14 protein-coding genes are annotated in these 20,656 nt (G+C 58.6%); 8 read left to right on the top strand and 6 right to left on the bottom strand.

From position 1 onward, the window contains the following. Positions 1 to 27: 27 nt before the first annotated feature. From HMPREF2891_RS03230 to guaB, 3 genes are all read left to right on the top strand, one after another. Positions 28 to 1,281, top strand: a complete 1,254-nt coding sequence (locus HMPREF2891_RS03230; RefSeq protein WP_070663857.1) for an AGE family epimerase/isomerase — start codon at positions 28 to 30, stop codon at positions 1,279 to 1,281. A 100-nt stretch (positions 1,282 to 1,381) separates the two neighbouring features. Then, entirely contained in the window at positions 1,382 to 4,381 is a 3,000-nt protein-coding gene (locus HMPREF2891_RS03235) for an alpha-mannosidase (RefSeq protein WP_070663858.1), read from the top strand. A 167-nt stretch (positions 4,382 to 4,548) separates the two neighbouring features. Beyond that, positions 4,549 to 6,054: an IMP dehydrogenase gene (gene guaB, locus HMPREF2891_RS03240; RefSeq protein WP_148131716.1), complete on the top strand. Its 1,506-nt coding sequence runs from the start codon at positions 4,549 to 4,551 to the stop codon at positions 6,052 to 6,054. A gap of 56 nt (positions 6,055 to 6,110) precedes the next feature. Here the strand turns inward: guaB and HMPREF2891_RS03245 are convergent, their stop codons facing one another. Next, positions 6,111 to 6,800: an exonuclease domain-containing protein gene (locus tag HMPREF2891_RS03245; protein ID WP_070663860.1), complete on the bottom strand. Its 690-nt coding sequence runs from the start codon at positions 6,798 to 6,800 to the stop codon at positions 6,111 to 6,113. 92 nt (positions 6,801 to 6,892) lie between these two features. Here HMPREF2891_RS03245 and HMPREF2891_RS03250 point away from each other — a divergent pair, with 92 nt between their 5' ends. From HMPREF2891_RS03250 to HMPREF2891_RS03260, 3 genes are all read left to right on the top strand, one after another. Beyond that, positions 6,893 to 8,017 carry a GuaB3 family IMP dehydrogenase-related protein gene (locus tag HMPREF2891_RS03250; protein ID WP_070663861.1) on the top strand — a complete coding sequence of 375 codons (1,125 nt, stop codon included), beginning with the start codon at positions 6,893 to 6,895 and terminating at the stop codon, positions 8,015 to 8,017. Between the two features lie 132 nt (positions 8,018 to 8,149). Beyond that, on the top strand, positions 8,150 to 9,550 hold the full coding sequence (locus HMPREF2891_RS03255) for a class II fumarate hydratase (protein ID WP_070618027.1): 1,401 nt from the start codon (positions 8,150 to 8,152) through the stop codon (positions 9,548 to 9,550). 92 nt (positions 9,551 to 9,642) lie between these two features. Next, a complete protein-coding gene (locus HMPREF2891_RS03260; RefSeq protein ID WP_199171220.1) occupies positions 9,643 to 10,902 on the top strand; it encodes an MFS transporter in 1,260 nt (419 codons plus the stop codon). A gap of 61 nt (positions 10,903 to 10,963) precedes the next feature. Here the strand turns inward: HMPREF2891_RS03260 and HMPREF2891_RS03265 are convergent, their stop codons facing one another. From HMPREF2891_RS03265 to pta, 5 genes are all read right to left on the bottom strand, one after another. Beyond that, positions 10,964 to 11,317, bottom strand: coding sequence for a hypothetical protein (locus HMPREF2891_RS03265; protein ID WP_070663862.1), 354 nt, complete (start codon positions 11,315 to 11,317; stop codon positions 10,964 to 10,966). Between the two features lie 2 nt (positions 11,318 to 11,319). Beyond that, positions 11,320 to 11,820 (bottom strand): hypothetical protein, encoded by a 501-nt coding sequence (locus HMPREF2891_RS09350; protein ID WP_148131699.1) that lies wholly within the window; start codon positions 11,818 to 11,820, stop codon positions 11,320 to 11,322. Between the two features lie 11 nt (positions 11,821 to 11,831). Then, a complete protein-coding gene (locus HMPREF2891_RS03270; protein ID WP_083311228.1) occupies positions 11,832 to 13,331 on the bottom strand; it encodes an NAD(+) synthase in 1,500 nt (499 codons plus the stop codon). Positions 13,332 to 13,476: 145 nt separating this feature from the next. Next, positions 13,477 to 14,670, bottom strand: a complete 1,194-nt coding sequence (locus tag HMPREF2891_RS03280; protein ID WP_070663864.1) for an acetate/propionate family kinase — start codon at positions 14,668 to 14,670, stop codon at positions 13,477 to 13,479. A gap of 14 nt (positions 14,671 to 14,684) precedes the next feature. After that, positions 14,685 to 16,745, bottom strand: a complete 2,061-nt coding sequence (gene pta / locus HMPREF2891_RS03285; RefSeq protein WP_070664232.1) for a phosphate acetyltransferase — start codon at positions 16,743 to 16,745, stop codon at positions 14,685 to 14,687. A 151-nt stretch (positions 16,746 to 16,896) separates the two neighbouring features. Between pta and HMPREF2891_RS03290 the strand changes: the two genes are divergently transcribed. Together HMPREF2891_RS03290 and HMPREF2891_RS03295 are read left to right on the top strand one after the other, a co-directional pair. Further along, positions 16,897 to 18,876, top strand: a complete 1,980-nt coding sequence (locus HMPREF2891_RS03290) for an ABC transporter transmembrane domain-containing protein (protein WP_148131700.1) — start codon at positions 16,897 to 16,899, stop codon at positions 18,874 to 18,876. After that, positions 18,876 to 20,609, top strand: coding sequence for an ABC transporter ATP-binding protein (locus HMPREF2891_RS03295; protein ID WP_070663866.1), 1,734 nt, complete (start codon positions 18,876 to 18,878; stop codon positions 20,607 to 20,609). Before HMPREF2891_RS03290 ends, HMPREF2891_RS03295 begins: the two co-directional genes overlap by 1 nt. Positions 20,610 to 20,656 lie beyond the last annotated feature (47 nt).

The following is a 20,656-nucleotide window of genomic DNA, read 5'->3' on the forward strand; positions in this document are numbered from 1 at the left end:
CCTCTGCTTTGATTGGAGTAATGCCAGATGACTTTCGATTCGGATACGCGCGCCGCGCAGTTTGATGCCCTAATCGATTTTGCAAAAGGCTCCCAGGTGCCAACCGGCTTTGGCTACCTGGACGCGAGCGGCACCGTTGACTCCTCACGCCCCGTAGAACTTTGGATTACCTGCCGCATGACGCACTTGTTCTCACTGGCATCCCTGATGGGCGACCTAGAAGCAAATGTGCTTGCCACCCACGGCGTGAAAGCACTGGCCACATATTTCTACGACCAGCAGTATTCAGGCTGGTTCTCAGCCATTGGGCATGACGCGGACAACGTGCAGATTGTTGATGGCACAAAAATGGCGTACGCGCACGCGTTTGTGGTTTTAGCGGCCTCGTCGGCAAAAATCGCGGGTATCGAGGGGGCCTCGGACCTTTTGGACCTAGCGCTTTCCGTGCAAGACGAGTTCTGGTGGGAGGGCGACCAGGCGAAGGTGCGCGAAAGCTATGACCGCGAGTTCGTGGAATGCGAGAAGTATCGCGGCGTTAACGCGAACATGCACACCGTTGAGTCCTATCTGGCCGCATATGACGCGACGGATGAGAGGCAGTGGCTAAACCGTGCGGTGGCGATACTCAACTGGGTTGTTGAAGAAGCCTCAAAGAACAAATGGCGCGTGCCCGAGCATTTCGACGAGAACTGGAACGTGCTGCCGGACTACAACCGGGATCGGCCCAAGGATCCGTTCCGTCCGTTCGGTTTCACACCGGGGCACGGGTTTGAGTGGGCTCGCCTTGCCGTACACGCTGGGGCGCAGCTGGCGCGTAGCGGAGAAAAAGTGCCGCACTGGATGCTAGAGGGCGCCCTCGAACTGTTTGACCGCGCAGTAGTGGACGGGTGGAACGTGGACGGCGCCCCCGGATTCGTTTACACCATTGATCAAAACGGCAAGCCCGTGGCGCGCGAGCGCATGCACTGGGTGGCGTGTGAAGCGATCGGGGCGGCCGTGACGCTGGCGCGCGCCCTCGAAGGAAACGACGGGTTTGCGGCCGGCGACGCCGCGAAGGCAGAAGATCTGAAAGCTCGCGCTGAGGCCTGGTGGGAGTACTGCGAGCGCTACCTGATTGAACAGTCGGGCCGCTGGTGGCATGAGCTGGATGAGAACAATCAGCCATCCACCTTGACCTGGCCGGGCAAACCGGACGCCTATCACGTGGCGCAAATGCTGCTGCTACCCGAGCTTCCACTTGCGCCCACGTTTGCGCGCGCGATCAAGGAAGCGATCGCGTAGAACGCCGCCGCTGGGCCAAGAAGAGCGAAAGAATCAGAGGGGGAGCCCTGCGCATAAGTGGTAGGGTGAAGGCCGCTCAACGACGAGTTGTGGAGGTTCCATGCACGACAATCGCGAAATTCTGTTAAACCGCGCTCGCCGTACGCTGCGCGAAAGGATTATCCCCGCCCAGTACGAGACGGTAGCTGGTGTGTCGGTTAGCCACTGGGTGGTTCCGGCTTGCGGCGACGCAGTTGGTGAACCCGTCGCATTCGAGCAGGCGAAAATCGCCTCGTATAAACCGATTGAGGTTGGCTCCCGGTGGGGCAAGCCGTGGGAGACCGTGTGGTTCCGCCTGGAGGTTGATGCTGCGCCGCTCGCGTTAAAGGGCGAGGATCGCCTGGAGGTTGTGTTTGACCTCGGCTGGCTGGATAAGTTTGCCGGTTTTCAGTGCGAGGCGCTTGTGCGCAGCGAGAGCGGTCAGATTGTGAAAGCCCTCAACCCGCGCAATAACTGGATTCCTGTGCCCGACGTGGGTTCGCACGTGTTCTATGTTGAAGCCGCCGCAAACCCATTTATCCTCCCGCTCCCACTGTTCCCCATGACCGAGGATGGCGACAAGCTCACCAGTGGGAATGAGTCGCAGTACAGGCTGGCACGTGCAGACCTAGCGATACTGCGAGCAGATGTTTATAGTCTCGCAATGGACCTATCGGTTCTTGTAGAACTGGCCGAAACTACCGCAGAAGATGACCCGTGGGGTTGGAAAATATTGCTGGCGATGAGCGATGCCCTCGACCTCATAAATCTTGATGACGTAGCGGGAACCGCGAGCGCCGCGTCTGAAGTTTTGAAGGCGATTCTGGCCACGCCGGCCTACGCGAATGCACATCGCCTGTCTGCAATGGGGCACGCGCACATCGACTCGGCTTGGCTTTGGCCTATCCGCGAAACGCGCCGCAAGGTCACGCGCACTATCGCGAACGTGGTGCGATTGATCGAGGACGGAACAGGCTTGATTTTCGCCCTTCCTGCCGCGCAACACGTGGCGTGGCTGAAGGAAGAAGACCCGGATCTGTTTGCACGGGTGAAGAAGCAGGTGGAGGCCGGAGCTATCGTTCCGGTTGGCGGCATGTGGGTGGAGCCGGACGCGGTTTTGCCCGGCGGTGAAGCGATGTGTCGACAGCTGACCGAAGGTCTGGACTTCTTCGAATCTGAACTGGGCGCCACGTGCAAAGAGATCTGGTTGCCCGACTCATTTGGCTACTCGGGCGCGCTACCGCAGATTGCGCGGCTAGCTGGGATTGACCGTTTCCTCACTCAAAAAATCTCGTGGAACCAAGTTGATACGTTCCCGCACCACACTCTGATGTGGGAGGGGATTGATGGCTCGCGCATTTTCACGCACTTCCCGCCCGCAGACACCTACGGTTCGGAGGTTACCGGGCAAAACCTTGCCCACGCCGCCTCGAACTTTAAGGACAAGGGGCGCGCCAACAGCTCGGCGCTACTGTTTGGCTACGGCGATGGGGGAGGCGGCCCCACTCGTGAAATGATGGAGCGAATCAAACGCTTTGCTGACTTGGCTGGCGCTGCCCGTACCGTCATCGAGTCACCCGCGCAGTTTTTTGAACGCGCCCAGGCCGAGTACAAGAATCCGCCCGTGTGGGTGGGCGAGCTCTACCTTGAGTTGCATCGCGGCACATTCACTTCTCAGATTGAAACCAAGCGCAATAATCGCCGCGCCGAATCGCTACTTCGCGAGGCCGAGCTGTGGGCCACGATGGCAAACGTGCGGGCAGGTGTGGAATACCCCCACAAACAGTTGCAAGCTGTGTGGCGTGACGTGCTGCTGTGCCAGTTCCACGACATCCTGCCCGGCACCTCCGTTGCATGGGTTTACCGCGAAGTTGCGGCCATCTACGAGCGCGTGCAAGAGCGTCTCGAAGCCATCATCGCTCGTTCGCTCGCGGCACTAGTCGAGGACGAAACCCCGGCACTAACTAATGCTTCGAACTTTACCGCAAACGGTGTCCCCGCCCTTTCCGCTACCGCCCCAGCTGAGGTAGAACCGGTACAGGTACGAGGGCACCTCCTCGAAAATGAATATCTACGTGCCCAGTTTGACGAGGTGGGCCTGCTGACCTCGCTAGTACAGAAAGAAACGGGGCGCGAGTACGTGCCGGCGGGCCAACGCGGCGGGGAACTGCACCTATTCCAAGACTTCCCCAATGAGTGGGACGCGTGGGATCTCGACCCGTTCTACCGCGGATCCAAGCAGGTGATTGTGCCAAAGAACGCTGTTTATGAAAGCACTGACGGCGCCGCAAGAGTGCGTACAACAGCCGAGTTCTCTAACTCGAAGGCCGAGGTCACCTGGACTCTGCAACCCGGATCGCGCTCCCTCGATGTGCACGTACGCCTGGATTGGCATGAGAGTGAGAAGATTTTGAAGCTCACCATGCCGGTCGACATCCACACTGATCACGCGCAGTACGAAACGCAGATGGGCTACATTACGCGACCAACTCATGAGAACACCTCGTGGGAGGCCTACAAGTTTGAGGTCAGCGCACACCGCTGGTTGCGCCTGGCGGATACGAGCGCCAGCCTGGCTATCACCAACGACGCCACGTACGGGTGGAGCGTTGCGCGCCACTCCAGTGGGCAGCGGGGGACGTGGAGCGAAGTTAGTGCATCGCTGGCCCGCGCTTCACGCTTCCCCGACCCGCATCAAGATCAAGGCGTGCACGAGTGGAACTTCCAGCTCGTCCCCGCCGCATCCATTGAACAGGCAGTGGCGCTTGCTCAAATGCTGAACCTTGGCCAGCGCGAGGTGCCCGGCCAGATCAGCCCACTGTTCACCCTCGATGGCGCCGTAGTGGAGTCGGTCCGCATGGTAGACGATGGCTCCGGTGACGTGATTATCCGCGCATACGAGGCGAGTGGCGGCCGCGCTCTTGCGCGCCTGGTCTGGCCCGAAGCGGCGAGCGTGCGCGGCCAAGATCTGCGCTACCGAGACTCGGACCTGGGTGTGCAGGTGCGTGAAGTTTCGGGTGCGTTCGAGTTCAATCTGGACCCGTTTGAGATTGCAACCCTCAGGGTGAATCTCGCCGATTGAGGCCTGAGTCCATCAAGAGGCTGGCCCGCTGCGAGGCGGAGGAGGTTAACTGCGTCCGGCGGGCAACCTCTACGCCGTCCGGATTTTGGGCGATAAGAAGTTTTGTCACTATGCGGGCGCGGGTGAGACCATCGCGCGTCCTGCGTTAAACTGGTCGCGTGAGCGAAATGATCGATAATCCTTTTTCCCTTACCGGCCTAACGTATGACGACGTTTTGTTACTGCCTGAAATCACAGACGTTGTGCCCTCCGAGGTTGACACGACCGCGCAGCTAACAAAAAACATCACTCTTAAAATCCCGATGCTGTCCGCGGCAATGGACACCGTTACCGAGGCGCGCATGGCTATTGCGATGGCTCGCCAGGGCGGCATCGGAATCCTGCACAGAAACCTGTCTATCGAAGATCAAGCGCAGCAGGTGCGCCAGGTGAAGCGATCCGAATCCGGCATGGTTAGCGACCCAGTGACAATCCACAAGGAAGCCACCATCGAGGAGCTGGACGAACTGTGCGGCCACTACCGAGTTTCCGGCCTGCCCGTTGTGGACGAGGACGGCAAGCTTCACGGCATCATCACCAACCGCGACTTGCGTTTCATTCCTCCGAGCGAATGGGCAACCGCAACGGTAGAACAGCACATGACTCCCACGCCGCTTATCACCGCGCCCGTTGGGATCGGCCGCGAAGATGCGAAAGCACTCCTCGCTAAGAATCGCATTGAGAAGCTCCCCATCGTTGATGACCAGGGGCGCCTAGCCGGCCTCATCACCGTTAAAGACTTCGTTAAAACCGAGCAATACCCGGACGCGGCAAAAGACGGCGAGGGTCGCCTTCTAGTTGGCGCGGCAGTGGGCTACTGGGGCGACTCGTGGGATCGCGCAGTGGCGCTCGCGGAAGCAGGCGTAGACGTCCTCGTTGTTGATACCGCAAACGGCGGCGCACAGTTGGCGCTGGACATGATTCGCCGGATCAAGTCCGATGAGCGTTTTGCTGGCATCGACATTATTGGCGGAAACGTTGCCACCACCGAAGGCGCGCAGGCGCTGATCGATGCGGGCGTGGACGCGGTGAAGGTGGGCGTAGGCCCCGGCTCCATTTGCACCACGCGCGTGGTCGCAGGCGTTGGCGTCCCTCAGGTAACCGCGATCTACTTGGCATCGCTTGCTTGCAAGCCGGCGGGTGTGCCGCTCATCGCTGATGGTGGCCTGCAATATTCGGGCGACATCGCAAAGGCTCTCGTTGCGGGCGCTAACACCGTGATGATTGGCTCCATGCTTGCCGGCTGCGAGGAATCTCCCGGTGACCTCGTATTCACCAACGGTAAGCAGTACAAGCGTTACCGCGGCATGGGTTCCGTTGGCGCAATGAGCTCGCGCGGACGCAAGTCCTACTCGAAGGACCGCTACTTCCAGGCGGACGTGTCTTCGGATGACAAGATCGTTCCCGAAGGCATAGAGGGCCAGGTGCCCTACTCGGGTTCGCTAGCCGCAGTGATCTACCAAATGGTTGGCGGCCTACACCAGTCGATGTTCTACCTTGGCGCGCCTACCATTGCGAAGTTGAAGGAGAACGGCAGGTTTGTTCGCGTAACCTCAGCAGGCCTGCGCGAATCGCATCCGCACGACATTCAGATCACGTCAGAAGCCCCGAACTACCACATCAACGAGGGGTAGCGGGCAAAGAATCGCTTGGCAGCTAAGCTGAACTAGCGTAGAAGCAGGCCGGGAAGCTAAACCAACCAGGTGCGGTTGATATTGGCTTCCCGGCCTTTGCTATGCAAGAAAGCCTCAAAATCAGCGGCCCAAACCGCGTGCGCCTGCTTTTGGTACTCGTGCAGACTGTTCAGGCTGTACATGGCCAGGCGAGGGTGCTTGCGAATCATTTGCTTCAGCAGATCTAAAGTTGCACGCGTGTCCACCTCCGCGTCGTGCAAAGACTCATCGGCACTAACGCCGTAGGCCTCCATCAGGTCTGCCAGGGTACGCTTACCGCGCCGCCTGGGAACAAGTGCGCGATCGAGTACCAGCGGGTCAATGACCGGGCGTATCTCACCTAAACGCTGCGTTAGCGTGGGTAGTTGCATGCGGGCAAGCTCGGCCTCCATCAGGCCCAGATCAAACCCTGCATTAAACGCCACCACGGGAATACCGTTGCCGAGCGCGCGGGTCAGAACTTGCGCGACCTCCTCCAACACCTGAGGGTAAGGACGCCCATGCTCGCGCGCATACTCCGTGCTTATCCCATGCACCTTCTGAGCAGCTTCGGGGATCTCAACACCCGGATCAGTCAGCCAATTCGAAACCTCATCGCCGTCCTCACCTCGAAAAATAATCGAGGCTGTAACGAGCCGGCTACTACCTGGAATAACCCCCGTAGTCTCCGTATCAAAACCCACGAACGGGCCGGCAATCCAAGACATGGATCCTCCTTAACGTTTCACTACGTAAAGCTTATATGCCCATACGGACAACTATTTCAACAAGCGTCACGTAAGGCTCGTATCATGGAAGTGTGACTGAGACGATTAACATTGGACGCGGCAAACAAGCCCGCCGCGCATACTCGCTGGACGACGTGGCAATCGTCCCCTCCCGGCGCACGCGCGACCCCGAAGACGTAAACACGTCCTGGCAAATCGACGCGTACAACGTGGACATTCCCGTCCTGGGCGCGCCAATGGACTCGGCCATGAGCCCCGAAAACGTGATCGCACTAGGCAAGCTGGGTGGCATCGGCGTCCTCGACCTCGAAGGCCTATGGACCAGGTATGAGGACCCCGAACCTGTCTACGAGGAAATCCGCGGACTGCCCGCGCGCGCCTCAAACCGCCGGCTTCAAGAAATCTATGCCGAGCCCATAAAACCTGAACTGATTGGCCAACGCCTGAGCCAGATTCGCGAGGCCGGAGTTGTAGTTGCCGGCAAGCTCTCCCCGCAACGCACCCAAAAGTACTGGCGCTACGTTGTGGACGCGGGGGTAGACCTGTTCATCATTCGCGGCACCACGGTATCCGCCGAACACGTATCCAGTAGGGCACAACCGCTAAACCTAAAGCGCTTCATTTATGAACTCGAAGTGCCCGTCATCGTGGGCGGCGTAGCAAACTACAACGCCGCCCTGCACCTCATGAGAACCGGCGCTGCCGGCGTGCTCGTAGGATTTGGTGGGGGAGCCGCACACTCCACCCGCCAACTCCTCGGAATCCACGCGCCCATGGCAACCGCACTCGCAGACATCGCTGCGGCAAGGCGAGACTACCTCGACGAATCTGGCGGTAGGTACGTGCACATCATCGCCGACGGAGGCATCGGGCTTTCCGGAGACCTCCCGAAGGCAATCGCCTGCGGCGCGGATGCAGTCATGCTCGGCGCAGCCCTCGCTCGCGCAAAAGAAGCCCCTGGAAGCGGATGGCACTGGGGATCGGAGGCCTACCACCCCGAAGTTCCTCGCGGACACCGCGTACACGTGGGCACGGTTGGCAGCATGGAAGAAATCCTCTTCGGTCCCTCCTCACGGGCCGACGGCACCGTTAACTACATCGGTTCGCTCCGCCGCACCATGGCAACCACCGGCTACTTGGAAGTCAAAGAACTCCAACGCGTAGACATGGTGGTGGCGCCCTACGAACCGCACTAAAGGTTCCTCACCAATATTCGATACGGCATAGCCTGCTTGGGCATGCGTGCAAACCGCCCCCAGCATGGCCCCCGTGTTAGACAATAGAAGTAAGAGCGCGCACGTCGCGCGATCAACGATGAAGGAGAACTAATGACCGAAATCGAATACCGCATTGAGCACGACACGATGGGTGAAGTTCGCGTTCCCAAGAACGCCCTCTACGCCGCACAAACACAGCGTGCAGTTGAGAACTTCCCGATCTCCGGGCGCGGACTTTCCGATCACCACATCGCCGCACTCGGCCAGGTGAAGCGCGCTGCCGCTATCGCCAACCTCGAGCTCGGCGTCATCGACCAGGCCACCTCGGACGCCATCCGCGAAGCCGCCGAAGAGGTCATTGCCGGCAAGCACGACGGTGAGTTCCCCATCGACGTCTTCCAGACCGGTTCGGGCACGTCCTCGAATATGAACACCAACGAGGTCATCTCTACCCTCGCCACCCGTATCAAGGGCGACAAGGTACACCCGAACGACCACGTCAATGCGTCGCAGTCTTCCAACGACGTGTTCCCCACGTCAATCCACATCGCTGCCGCACAGGCCGTTGATGAGGTTCTTCTGCCCGGTCTTGAGACCCTCGCGAAATCGCTCGAAGCCAAGGCTGAAGAGTACAAGGACGTTGTGAAGTCTGGCCGCACCCACTTGATGGATGCAACCCCGATCATGCTTGGCCAGGAGTTCTCCGGCTACGCCACCCAGATCCGCTACGGCATCGACCGCGTGCACGCCGCCCTCCCGCGCCTGTACGAGCTCCCTCTTGGCGGCACCGCTGTGGGCACCGGCATCAACACGCCGGCCGGCTTCTCCGAGCGCGTCATCGAGCTCATCGCCGAGAACACGGGCCTTCCATTCAAGGAAGCCAGCAACCACTTCGAAGCCCAGGCCGCCCAGGACTCCCTCGTTGAACTGTCCGGCGCCCTGCGTACCATCGCAGTGTCACTAACCAAGATCGCTAACGACCTGCGTTGGATGGGCTCCGGCCCGCGCACCGGAATCGGCGAGCTCCACCTGCCTGACCTGCAGCCGGGCTCCTCGATCATGCCGGGCAAGGTTAACCCCGTTGTTCCTGAAGCCACCGTCATGGTTGCAGCCCAGGTTATCGGTAACGACGCGGCGATCGCGTTCGCTGGCGCCCAGGGCAACTTCGACCTGCTGGTGATGCTGCCCGTCATGGCTCGCAACATCCTCGAGTCGATCAACATCGTTGGCAACGTCTGCACCGTCCTCGCAAAGCGCACGGTTGACGGCCTGATCGCAAACGTTGAACGCTGCAAGGAGCTTGCCGAGTCCTCGCCGTCCATCGTTACCCCGCTCAACCGCATCATCGGTTACGAGAACGCCGCGAAGATCGCCAAGCACTCCGTAGCTAAGGGCATCACGGTTCGCGAGGCCGTGATTGACCTCGGATTCGTAGAGCGCGGTGAGATCACCGAAGCACAGCTTGATGAAGCCCTCGACGTGGCGTCCATGACCCACCCGAAGGCCAACTAACAAAGCGGAATAAGGCTCGCGTCCAGCAAGGTTGGGCGCGAGCCTTTTCTATCCGTGAAGCCTGGTTTCCTCGCATAATCACTGGTTGGAAAGTGCGCGCTGACTTTGACACAATCAACCGAGATCCACTTTTGAAAGGTCAAGGCAAGTTGGTTTCTGCTGATGTCGCTAGAGCGCGCGCCGGCGTAACCGCGCTGTTCTTCACCAACGGCGCACTGTTTGCAAACTTCGCGCCGAGGTTCCCAGAACTAAAAGACGCATTCGAACTAACCGCGGGAGGCTACGGCCTGATCATTGCGGCGTTCCCGCTAGGCGCCATCATTGGCGGCCCCTTCGCCGCGAAGTTCGTGGAGCGCTTCACCTCCGCTAAAGTCGCGGCCTACGGCACGTTCCTGATTGGAATCGCGCTGACTCTTTCGGCGGTCCTGGTAGCTATCGCGCAGGGTGGGGGAGCTATCCTCGTAGTCCCATTCGCCATCCTTTTCGCACTTGGCGGCGCGACGGATGCAATCGTTGACGTGGGCCAAAACGCGCACGGCCTACGCGTACAAAAACGCTACGGACGTTCCATTATTAATAGTTTTCACGCCTTCTGGTCCTTGGGTGCAATGACCGGAGGACTGATGGCCATGGTAGCCACCGCGCTAGCCGTTCCAATCGGCTATCACATCGGATTTGCCGGAGTCCTCTTCAGTCTTGTTGCCCTCATCGCCAGCAAGTACACCCTCCCGGGACGTGACGGGGCAGATCAAGACGAGCCCAGTATTCACCGGCTCTCTGCAAAAAACTGGTCTGTTCCCCTCGTTATTGCGCTTTTGCTACTTCTGGCGATTTCCGGTGTGCTCGTCGAAGACATCGCGCAATCTTGGTCCACGCTCTACATGCGTGATTACCTGGGGGCCAGCGCGGCCCTCGCGCCCGCAGCATACGTGTGTATGCTCGCTTTCCACTTCCTGGGTCGCGTCACGGGGGACAGGTTTGTTGATCAGCTTGGGGCAAAGCGCACCATTTTGATGGGTGGCACTCTCATCATTGTTGGTATGAGCGCGGCCCTCCTATTCCAAAACATCTTTGTCACCGTCATTGCCTTCGCCGCAGCGGGCTTTGGCGCGGCTACCACCGTTCCCTTGGCAATGAACGCCGCAGACGACGTGCCCGGATTGAAACCGGGGGTTGGCCTCATGGTGATCTCTTGGCTCATGCGCCTTTCGTTCCTGCTCTTGCCACCGCTGCTCGGCCAGGCGATTGTCGCAACGTCCCTGTTGGCGCCCATTGTGATCTTGCCGATCGGAGGCGCGTTAGTCATTGCTTCTACAGTTGTGTTGGAAGAGCGTAAATCTGTGCAGGACTAGTCCAAAATGATTTTGCCCCGAGGCTATTCAAGTGGCCTCGGGGCAAAACTATAAACGCGGTTTAGCGCTTGACGTGCGGATGTTTTGCGTAAGAGATGATCGTGGCCGCTAATCCTCCGACGGTTACGACACCCGCGACGATGACTGCCACCTTCACTGCCACGGTCACTGAAGGGTAGAAAGCTAGGATCAGCAAGGTAGCTCCGTGTGCCATAGCAATAAACACGAGGGCACCCAGAATCGGCAGAGATGCGCGGTGCACGTGACGAACCACCTCGGTATCATCGGACCGCACGGGCAAACGCAGGGCGGAACCTTGCCAGGCATCCTCTTTCACAATGCTCGCAATCAAAGCCACGCCAAGGGTAGCAGCCATTATGAATAGGGCCCCAAAAACCAACAGTAGTGCAGTCACGGCTACCTCTTTTCTAATTCGATGCCGAGGCTATCAGCCAGCTTGTCTATGCGCGCAAGCCACGGCGCAGGCGAAAGATCAGATGCGAGCATCAGACCACCACGAGGCGACAGATTCGCGCCTTCTAGTACACGCGGGCCATTTGCCAAAGTGGAGCGCTTGAACTGGTTTGTGAAGAAGCGGCGCAGGAACACGCGCTCCCACGTGAGGATCTGCTGAAGGTCAAACTCGGCGCGATCCGCTGCTTCTAAACCGTCAGGCCAAACGCCCTCGTCTGCGTTGCTCCAAGCATTCAACGCGCGAAAAGCCGTGAGTTCTGGGGACAAACCCAGGTAAACCAGATAGTAGGCGTTGAAATCCTGCAACGCGTAAGGGCCGATCATTGCCTGCGTAGACTGGGCCTCTTCGCCTTCACGCGTGGGGATCAGCTCCGGTGTGATTTCGGTGTTCAAAATCGAATCCAGCGTGTCATTAACGTCCTCGCCAAAACGATTCGAGGCCATAATCCAACGGATCAGATGCTGCATAAGCGTTTTGGAACGCCCGGATTCACGCTGTAGTGCGACATGTGGTCACCAACGCCAAACGTGCACCACCCGAGCATGAGCTCCGAATAGTCGCCCGTACCGATCACCAGGCCGCGCCTGCCGTTGGCAATGCGGAACAAGAAATCGGTGCGCAGACCCGCCTGCACGTTCTCAAACGTCACGTCATACACTTCTTCGCCGCGTCCAAACGGGTGCCCCATGTCGGCAAGCATTTGGCGGGCGGTATCGCGAATATCGATCACCTCAAACGTTGTGCCCAGAACCTCGCACAGCTTTGTCGCATTGTTCTTCGTGTGCGAGGTGGTGGCAAAGCCCGGCATGGTGAACGTCAAAATGTCGGTGCGAGGCCGGCCCATGCGCTCCATAGCTTCAACACACACGAGGAGGGCAAGCGTAGAATCCAGCCCACCGGATATGCCGATAACCGGGTGCGGGTTGCCGGTGGCCTCAAGCCTGCGCATCAAGGCCTGGACCTGCAGGTCAATCATATCCTCTAGGTCAGATTTCCAAAGCTCCGGATCCGTATCCAAATACGGAAAGCGGGGGAACCTGCGCTCTAGCGTCCAGTCGCCCCGCGGTTGCACCCGCACCTGTTGGCTGGCAAACATTTCCTCTTGCGCCGGGCTTGAAAGCTTGCGCTCTGCCTGTAGTCGAGCCAGATCAATATCGGCATAAGTGAGGCGTACACCGGATCCGAACCGGTCGTTTTGTGCCAGTACCTCGCCGGCCTCCACGATGAAAGCCTGCCCGTCCCACGCGTAATCGGTTGTGGACTCTCCCTCGCCTGCGCCCACATACACAACCGCGAGTTTTGCGGTTCGCGAGGCCTCACGTGCCCGGGCCAAACGATGCCGTGCAGTTCCTGCAAACGCGGGTGCCCCGCCCAAGTTCGCAACTAGGCTAACGCCATGCTTTGCCTGCATCTGGTAGTCGATCGGTTCCTGCAGTTGCACGCTGATGGATAGGCCGGGCACGTCCTGGATCGTCAGAGGTGTCTCGCTCGCAAAAAATAGCGGCTGGTCCAATATGACCGAGTAGGCGGGGGAGGCATCAGAGCAGGAACTAAACCAGCGCTTTCGCATCGGATCATTTTGAACGGGATCAAACCAGATTCCTACTATTTGGCCGCGGGTGACAGCGACTGCGGCGTTCAGAGTCTTGCCACTTACCCGTAGAGGAGTGCCAAACAGAGCTACTAGGGGCCAATTTACGGAGGCCTGCTTGATGGTCTCTATTGCAGTTTCGCATTCCTCGTGCATTGTGTCTTGGAACAGCAGATCGTCTGCCGTTACTCCTACCAGCGTGAGCTCTTGAAACACGACTACGCTTGCTCCGGCTTCGCTCGCCAGGTTGGCGGCTTCAATGATGCTGATCGCGTTCGCGGCGGGATCCCCAACCTTGATGGGGATGTTGGCGGCCGCTACACGGGCAAACCCGTTTGCGATGGGGGAGTGAAAGTCGTACATGTTTTTCCTTCACGAATGGCAGGTAAAGCAGGGCTTGGTTATCCCTGATTACGATTTTAGAGCCCAAATTGAAATGGCGCCCCGCTCCGCGAAGAAAACCGAACAGCTCGGTCGATTCCTCGCGAGAGCGGGGCGCCACAATGTTTTAGTCAAGCAGCGACATCGCTTGTTGGGCGATGGCTAGCTCCTCGTTTGTAGGCACAACCATTACTCGCACCTTCGAGTCGGAGGCCGAGATTGTGCGCGGATCCTTTGAGCGCAAAACGTTTGCAACCGGATCCAGCGTGATGCCGAACATCTTCAGCTTGTCGCACAGTTCCTGGCGGAGAGCCGAGTCGTTTTCGCCAATGCCTGCGGTGAACGTGAGAACGTCCAGGCCGCCCATTTCGGCAGCGTAGGCGCCAACGTACTTGACCAGGCGGTGCAGTACGACGTCTAGGGCAAGACGGGCTTCCTTGTCTCCCGCGTTTGCGCGGGCGCGAACGCTACGCATGTCATTGTCGCCGGTAAGGCCTTTCAGACCGGAGCGCTTGTTAAACAAAGTGTCGATCTCATCGATCTTCATGCCGCCGTTGCGCATGAGGTGGAACACAGCCGCCGGGTCGATGTCACCGGTTCGCGTGCCCATCACAAGGCCCTCGAGAGGGGTTAGGCCCATCGAGGTGTCTACGGCCTCGCCGTTTACAACTGCGGAAGCGGACGCGCCGTTGCCCAGGTGGAGCACGATTTGGCGGATACGTTTACGGCCCAGCAGGTCATGGACTCGGCCAGAGACGTACTGGTGCGAGGTCCCGTGCGCGCCGTAGCGGCGGATCGAGTACTTGTCCGCGGTTTCCTTGTCCAACGCGTAGGATGCCGACTCGTCGGGCAAAGACTGGAAGAACGCCGTGTCGAAAACCGCCACGTGAGGAACGTCTGGAAGCATCTTTCGCGCTACGTCAATGCCCTTTAGGTGGGCGGGGTTGTGTAGCGGGGCTAATGGGGACAACTGGTCGATTAGGTTGCGCGTTTGGTCGTCTATGAGGGCGGGGCCAGAGAAGTACCTGCCACCTTGGACCACGCGGTGTCCAACTGCCACGATATTGGCTTCCTCGAGCTTTGGTCCAACCTGGTCGAACAGGCGCAGGGCCTCGCGCAGTGCTGCGGTGTGGTCGAGGATCGGCTGGTCCATCGCAACCTCTTTGTCTCCGAATCGGTGTTCGGTGTGAGACACGGGTTCGCCGATTCTCTCAGCGATACCCGAGGTGATGGAGACGCCATCTTCGGGCTCTACCAGCTGGTATTTGAGCGATGAGGATCCGGAGTTGATAACAAGCACCCGGGGAGGAGTTTCACTCATTGGTTGCTTCCTGTCTAGTTCTGCTCGTTGTTGATGCTTTGGGCTTGCACGGCGGTGATTGCAACCGTGTTAATGATGTCTTCCACGAGGGCGCCACGCGAAAGGTCGTTAACCGGCTTGTTGAGGCCCTGCAAGATGGGGCCCACGGCAACAGCGCCGGAGGAACGCTGCACGGCTTTATACGTGGTGTTACCGGTGTTGAGGTCGGGGAAGATAAACACGGTGGCCTTGCCGGCTACGTCCGAGTTTGGCATCTTCTGCGAGGCAACTACCGGATCGATGGACGCGTCAAACTGAAGCGGGCCATCAACGGCAAGGCCGGGTGCCTTTTGGCGCACGAGTTCGGTGGCTTCACGAACCTTGTCCACGTCCGGGCCGTGGCCGGACGTGCCGGTGGAGTAGGAGATCATCGCAACGCGAGGCTCCACCCCAAATTGGGCGGCTGTTTCAGCGGATGAGATCGCGATGTCGGCAAGTTGTTCGGCCGACGGGTCCAGATTCACAGCGCAGTCGCCGTAAACGTGTACGCGATCCTTCATCAGCATGAGGAAAGTGGAAGACACGATCGAGGTGCCGGGCTTGGTCTTGATGATCTGGAACGACGGCACAATGGTGTGAGCCGTGGTGTGGGCAGCGCCTGAAACCATGCCGTCCGCATCCCCCATATGCACCATCATGGTGCCAAAGTAGGAAACGTCTTGAACCTTCTCGCGCGCCTGCTCCAAGGTCACGCCCTTCTTTGCGCGCAGGCGGGCAAACTCGGCCGCATACTTTTCCAAGAATTCCGGATCTTGCGGCGACACGATTTGTGTGTTTGCCAGTTCGACGCCCAGCTCGCCCGCACGGGCGCGGATCGCTTCCTCATCGCCAATCAGAATCACGTCGGCAACGCCACGCCGCACAATCGTGTCGGTAGCGTGCAAAATGCGATCATCCTCGGGCTCGGGCAAGACTATGCGCATGCGTTTGGCCGCAGCCTTTTCAAGCAGGTCAATCTGGAACATGAGCGGAGTGACGTGCGCGGTGCCAGGAGCCTCAGAAATGGCTTCCATTGCGGCCGGATTGATCGATTTGCGAACCAGTTCGATAGCGCGCTCAAGTTTGCGAGGGGTGTGCAGATGCACGGGGCCGCGGGTGCGCGAAACCCTGTCCGCGGTTTCAAAAGTGCCGGTAGAAACCGTCATAATCGGCAGGTCCGGAACGAGTTTGCCAACCAGGTCCATCACTTGTTCAGACAGTTCAAAACCGCCATTTAGAATGAGGCCGGCGAGGCTCGGCTTGCCCTCAACCGCGTGAGCTGCGGCAACGGTCATCAAAAGCTCAGGGCGATCCGCTGCGGCAATAACGATCTGACCATCTTGTAGTCGCTCAAGTACGTGCGTGGAGTTCATGCCGCAAATGAGGACGTTTTCGGCTTCGCGAAGCAGGTTTGCGCGGTCACCATTTACCAGTGTGGCGTTGGTGGAGTTCATGATGTCGATGACTCGAGGGGCGGTAAGCAACGGGTCTTCCGGGATCACGTAGGTGGGGATCTTCTCCACCTTGCGGCGGTAGTCATCCGCATTTTCCTCTGGAACGCGCGTTATAACCACACCCGCCACGTGGGCGAACTCCTGGCGAGCCGTAGTCACGGCTAGGCGTCCGGCATCCATCACGTCTTCTGGGGTGCGGTCAATACCGGATAGAACAACGGCCATGTGTGCCCCAATGTTGGCGCTTACTCGGCAGTTGAACTCAAACTCGTCAAAACCAACGACGCCTTCAAAATCGGAACCTGAAACTATGACAACATCAACGTTTTCAGAAAGCTTGCGGTGTGTTCGCACAATGCTTTCCAAAGCGGAATCAGGGTCCGCAATGTACTCGTCATAGGTGAGGGCGCCAACGGCAGGTCCAGAAATGACGGTGCCGTTGTTGAAGATGTTCAGCATCGCGTCTGTGGATCGGTCTCGCACAATGGGGCGCAGGAGGCCAACCTTCATACCTTTTTCAATAAAAAATGAAGCCAGCCCGATGGTCACCATTGGTTTACCGGTGCGAGGCTCTGGCGAGGCAACGAAAAGTGTGCGTGCCAAAACTATCTCCTTCAGAATATTTTTATGGCTCTTTCCAATGGTAGTTAAAAACAACCATGAAAGTAGAGTCAAAAATGTCTCAAGGCACCAAAGTCGCATTTGAGTAGTGAATACATAGCACTCGTGATGTAACGTTACGCGGGTGCACAACATGAGTTTTAACGAAAGGCACGAGGCCATAAGCCGGGGTCTTGCCAGTAGGAACGGTATTGAGCTTCCCACGGTGGCAAAAGAGCCTGGCTGGTGGCCGTCTTTCTTGCGCCCTCCATTGGGTGATCCTGTGGATATGGAGGCCTCGCCTAGGCGGATCTTGTTAGGACTCTTACGTAAGAATAAGTGGTTGCTTCTTGGCGCCACATTGGTGGCAACCCTGTCGCAGGTGTCTTCAGCTCTGTTGGCTTGGGCGCTCGGGCTCCTTCTGGATGCCGGCCTGGATATGGGCTTGGGTAGCCACCTTATTCGCCCCGCGGTGGTTTTCTTCTCGCTGATTCTAATCGCAACCGTGTTCTCGGGGTTGTACCAAGTATTCGAGATCGGAACTTGGTTTCAAGCCCAAGTTGGAAGTGCACGAATGTCCTCGTATCACGTGACAAACCGGCGCGGGCAAACAGAAACAGACATGGCAACCGGAGACATTATTGCCACGATAACAACCGACTCCAACCATATTGGCGCACTTTTTGCTTACATTTCAGATCTGGCAGCGTCCCTGATTACAACAGTCGTGATTGCCGCTCTGATGTTCTCTGTCTCAGTTCCCTTGGGGCTAGTGGTGCTGATCGGAATGCCGGTGGTGGTTGGCGGTCTCTCTTTGCTTATAAAACCGCTCGAGCAGCGCCAGCAATCCCAGCGTGATGCGCAAGGCGACCTCACTAATATCGGCACGGATGTTGTGACCGGTCTGCGAGTTTTGCGCGGAATTGGAGGGGAAGACGTATTCAACGAGCGCTACAGGGAGTTGTCGCAAGAGGTTCGTCGTCGAGGGATTCACGCTGCCCGCCCGCAGGCTTTGCTAAGCGCCGCATCGCAGGGAGTCCCGCACGCATTCGCTCTCGCGGTAGTGGCAATCGCAGCGTTCTTGGTTTTTGAAGGCCAGCTATCTGCCGGAGAGATGATCGCTTTTTACGGTTTTGCCGGGTACTTGGCCACGCCGCTGTTCATAATCGTAGGAGCGATGCAGGTGGGCACGCGTGCGTGGGTGGGACTGCGCAAGGTGGCTCGCGTGCAGGAGCTGAAATCGAGCGTGCAGGATCGGACGGACGCTAATGAGAACGTGGACAACAACTCGGAAAACGAAGCGAGTTCTTGTTCAGCGGACAGCCGGTATCTGCAATCTCTGCGCGACGGTATCAGCGGCGTAGAGGTGAAGGGCGGCGCTATTACCGCACTGGTTGCTGCTAATCCGGATGTTTCCGCGCAACTGGCTACAAGGCTTTGTCGGGTAGACGACGAGAACCCGGTATTTATTGGCAAAGATGATTTGCGTGATCGCCCGGTAGATGAGGTGCGCAAGCACATCGTCCTGGCGTCGGCACACGACCACCTGTTTAGGGGAAGCTTGCGAGATAATCTGTTGGCTGATCGGGCAGATATGCGCGAGCCGCTGACGGTGCAGAACACGATTTTTGAGACCTATCTGGATAGCCGGATTCGCGAGGAGCGCCCCGAAGTTGAGGTGGGGGAGCATGCGATGGATGAGGCTCTGCTGGACGCTATGTGGACTGCGGATGCTCAAGACGTGCTGGATTCCATTCCTGGGGCGTTGAACGGAGCAGTGGCAGAGAAGGGCCGCACGCTCTCTGGTGGGCAACGCCAGCGCGTTGCACTTGCGCGTGCCCTCGCGACAAACGCGGATGTGCTAATCGCAATCGAGCCTACCTCCGCGGTGGATTCGCATACAGAGGCGCGGATTGCCAGCCGGTTGCGCTCGCGGCGCCAGCAGCTCACCACGGTGCTAGTAACCTCCTCCCCATTGGTTTTAGAACAGTGTGACGAGGTTGTGTTTATTGGTGAGGACGGCAAGGAAGTGGCTCGCGGATCTCACGATGAACTGCTGGATCGCGCGCTAAGGCGCGAGGAGAGCGGTCTTAAGTATCAAAAGGTTGTTCAGCGCGCTCAGGGAGGAGAGTAATGAAGCTTCCTATTGCCGCTCGCCCGCAGGTGATCTCGAGGTTTTGGGCTGTTATCCGCCGGTTCCCCAAGCTAATTGCCACGGTCTTGGTGTTCCAAGTTGTGGCGTCTCTAATCGTGGTGGCAACCCCGTGGCTCATCGGTAGGCTTTTGGATCTGATCGTGGCGGGGACTACTCGCGCGGAAGTGACACGCTACCTCATCATTATTGGGGTGCTGGTGGCCGCACAGTTGTTGCTGACTTATTTGGGCGAGTACTTCTCGCGCGTGTTCGGCCAGGCGGTTTTTGCCCAGCTTCGCGAGGATCTGGTGAATTCGGTTACCCACATGCCTCTGTCCGTTGTGGAAGCGGCAGGTACGGGAGACCTGATTGGGCGTACAACCCACGATATTGACCGCATTCAGTACCTGGTCCAGCGCGGAATCTACCGCATTATTATGATCGTGCTAACTGCGCTAGTCACCTACGTAGCCGCGTTTTTGCTTGCCCCCATGTTGGCGCTATTGCTATTGGTTCCGCTGATTCCTCTAATGTTCATAGTGCGCTGGTACTTGCGCCGTGCTGTGCCGGGATATCAGGCGGAGTCCGCGCAGTGGGCAACGCTGTCCGGCATTACCACCGAGACGGTTGAACAGCATTCCACGGTTGACGCGCTCAACTTGCGCCGGGTCAGAAATAACATCCTGGACGTGGCCATCACCCAGATTTGGAATCTGGAGCGCTACACCGCTTACCTGCGCATCTTCTTGCTAAGCGCAGTCATTTTCTTCCTGCAAACCCCGGCGCTGTTGGTGGCGATGGCCGGAGCATGGGCGATTCCAAACGGCTACGCCACGCTGGGCGTGGTAACCACGATCGCGCTGTACGGAGTTCAGCTTTCGCATCCGCTCGGTGAGCTTTCGTTCTGGGTGGATGTACTTCAAAGTGCGGCAACCTCGTTGGCCCGTATTTTTGGCGTGGACGAGGTGGAATCGGACAGGGTCGCGTCGGGCAAGCAGCCTACCTCGAACGCTGTAAGCGTACGAGACGTGAGCTTTGAGTACCGGCCGGAACATCCCGTTTTGCACGGGGTTGATTTAGAGCTGAGGCCGGGGGAGACGCTCGCAATCGTGGGCCCGTCAGGTGCGGGCAAGTCCACACTCGGCCGGATGATTGCAGGTATTCACCCGCCCACCTCCGGGTCGGTAACGGTTGGAGGAGTTCCTCTAGTTGAACTCACGGAAAACGAGCTGCACCAGAACGTGGCCCTGGTGACGCAGGAGCACCACGTGTTTGTCGGCACGATCGCGGACAACCTCCGGCTCGCAAAACCGGACGCCACGATTGAACAGATGTGGCATGTTCTAAAAAGCATGGGGGCGGCCAGCTGGGTACAGGAGCTACCGGATGGGCTGGACACCAAGGTCGGCTCGGGCGCTCTGACACTGAGCCCAGCGCAGGCCCAGCAGTTAGCGCTTGCCCGCATCGTCCTCATGAATCCGCACACGTTGATTCTTGACGAGGCTACCTCGCTGATGGATCCAACGGCGGCAAGGCAGTTGGAGCGTTCCCTTGGGAAGGCGTTGGAGGGGCGAACCGTCGTTGCGATCGCGCACCGGCTGTATACGGCTCACGACGCGGACCGGGTAGCGGTGATGGTGGACGGACGCATAGTGGAGCTCGGCACGCACGATGAGCTTGTAGCTCGCGGCGGCGAATACGCTTCCTTGTGGAGAGCCTGGCAACACGAATAGTAAAAGGGGAGCGCGGTGAATCGAGTCCGTAAGGATGGTTCACCGCG

The sequence above is a fragment of the Actinomyces sp. HMSC065F11 genome, from assembly GCF_001813085.1.
Taxonomy (GTDB): domain Bacteria; phylum Actinomycetota; class Actinomycetes; order Actinomycetales; family Actinomycetaceae; genus Gleimia; species Gleimia europaea.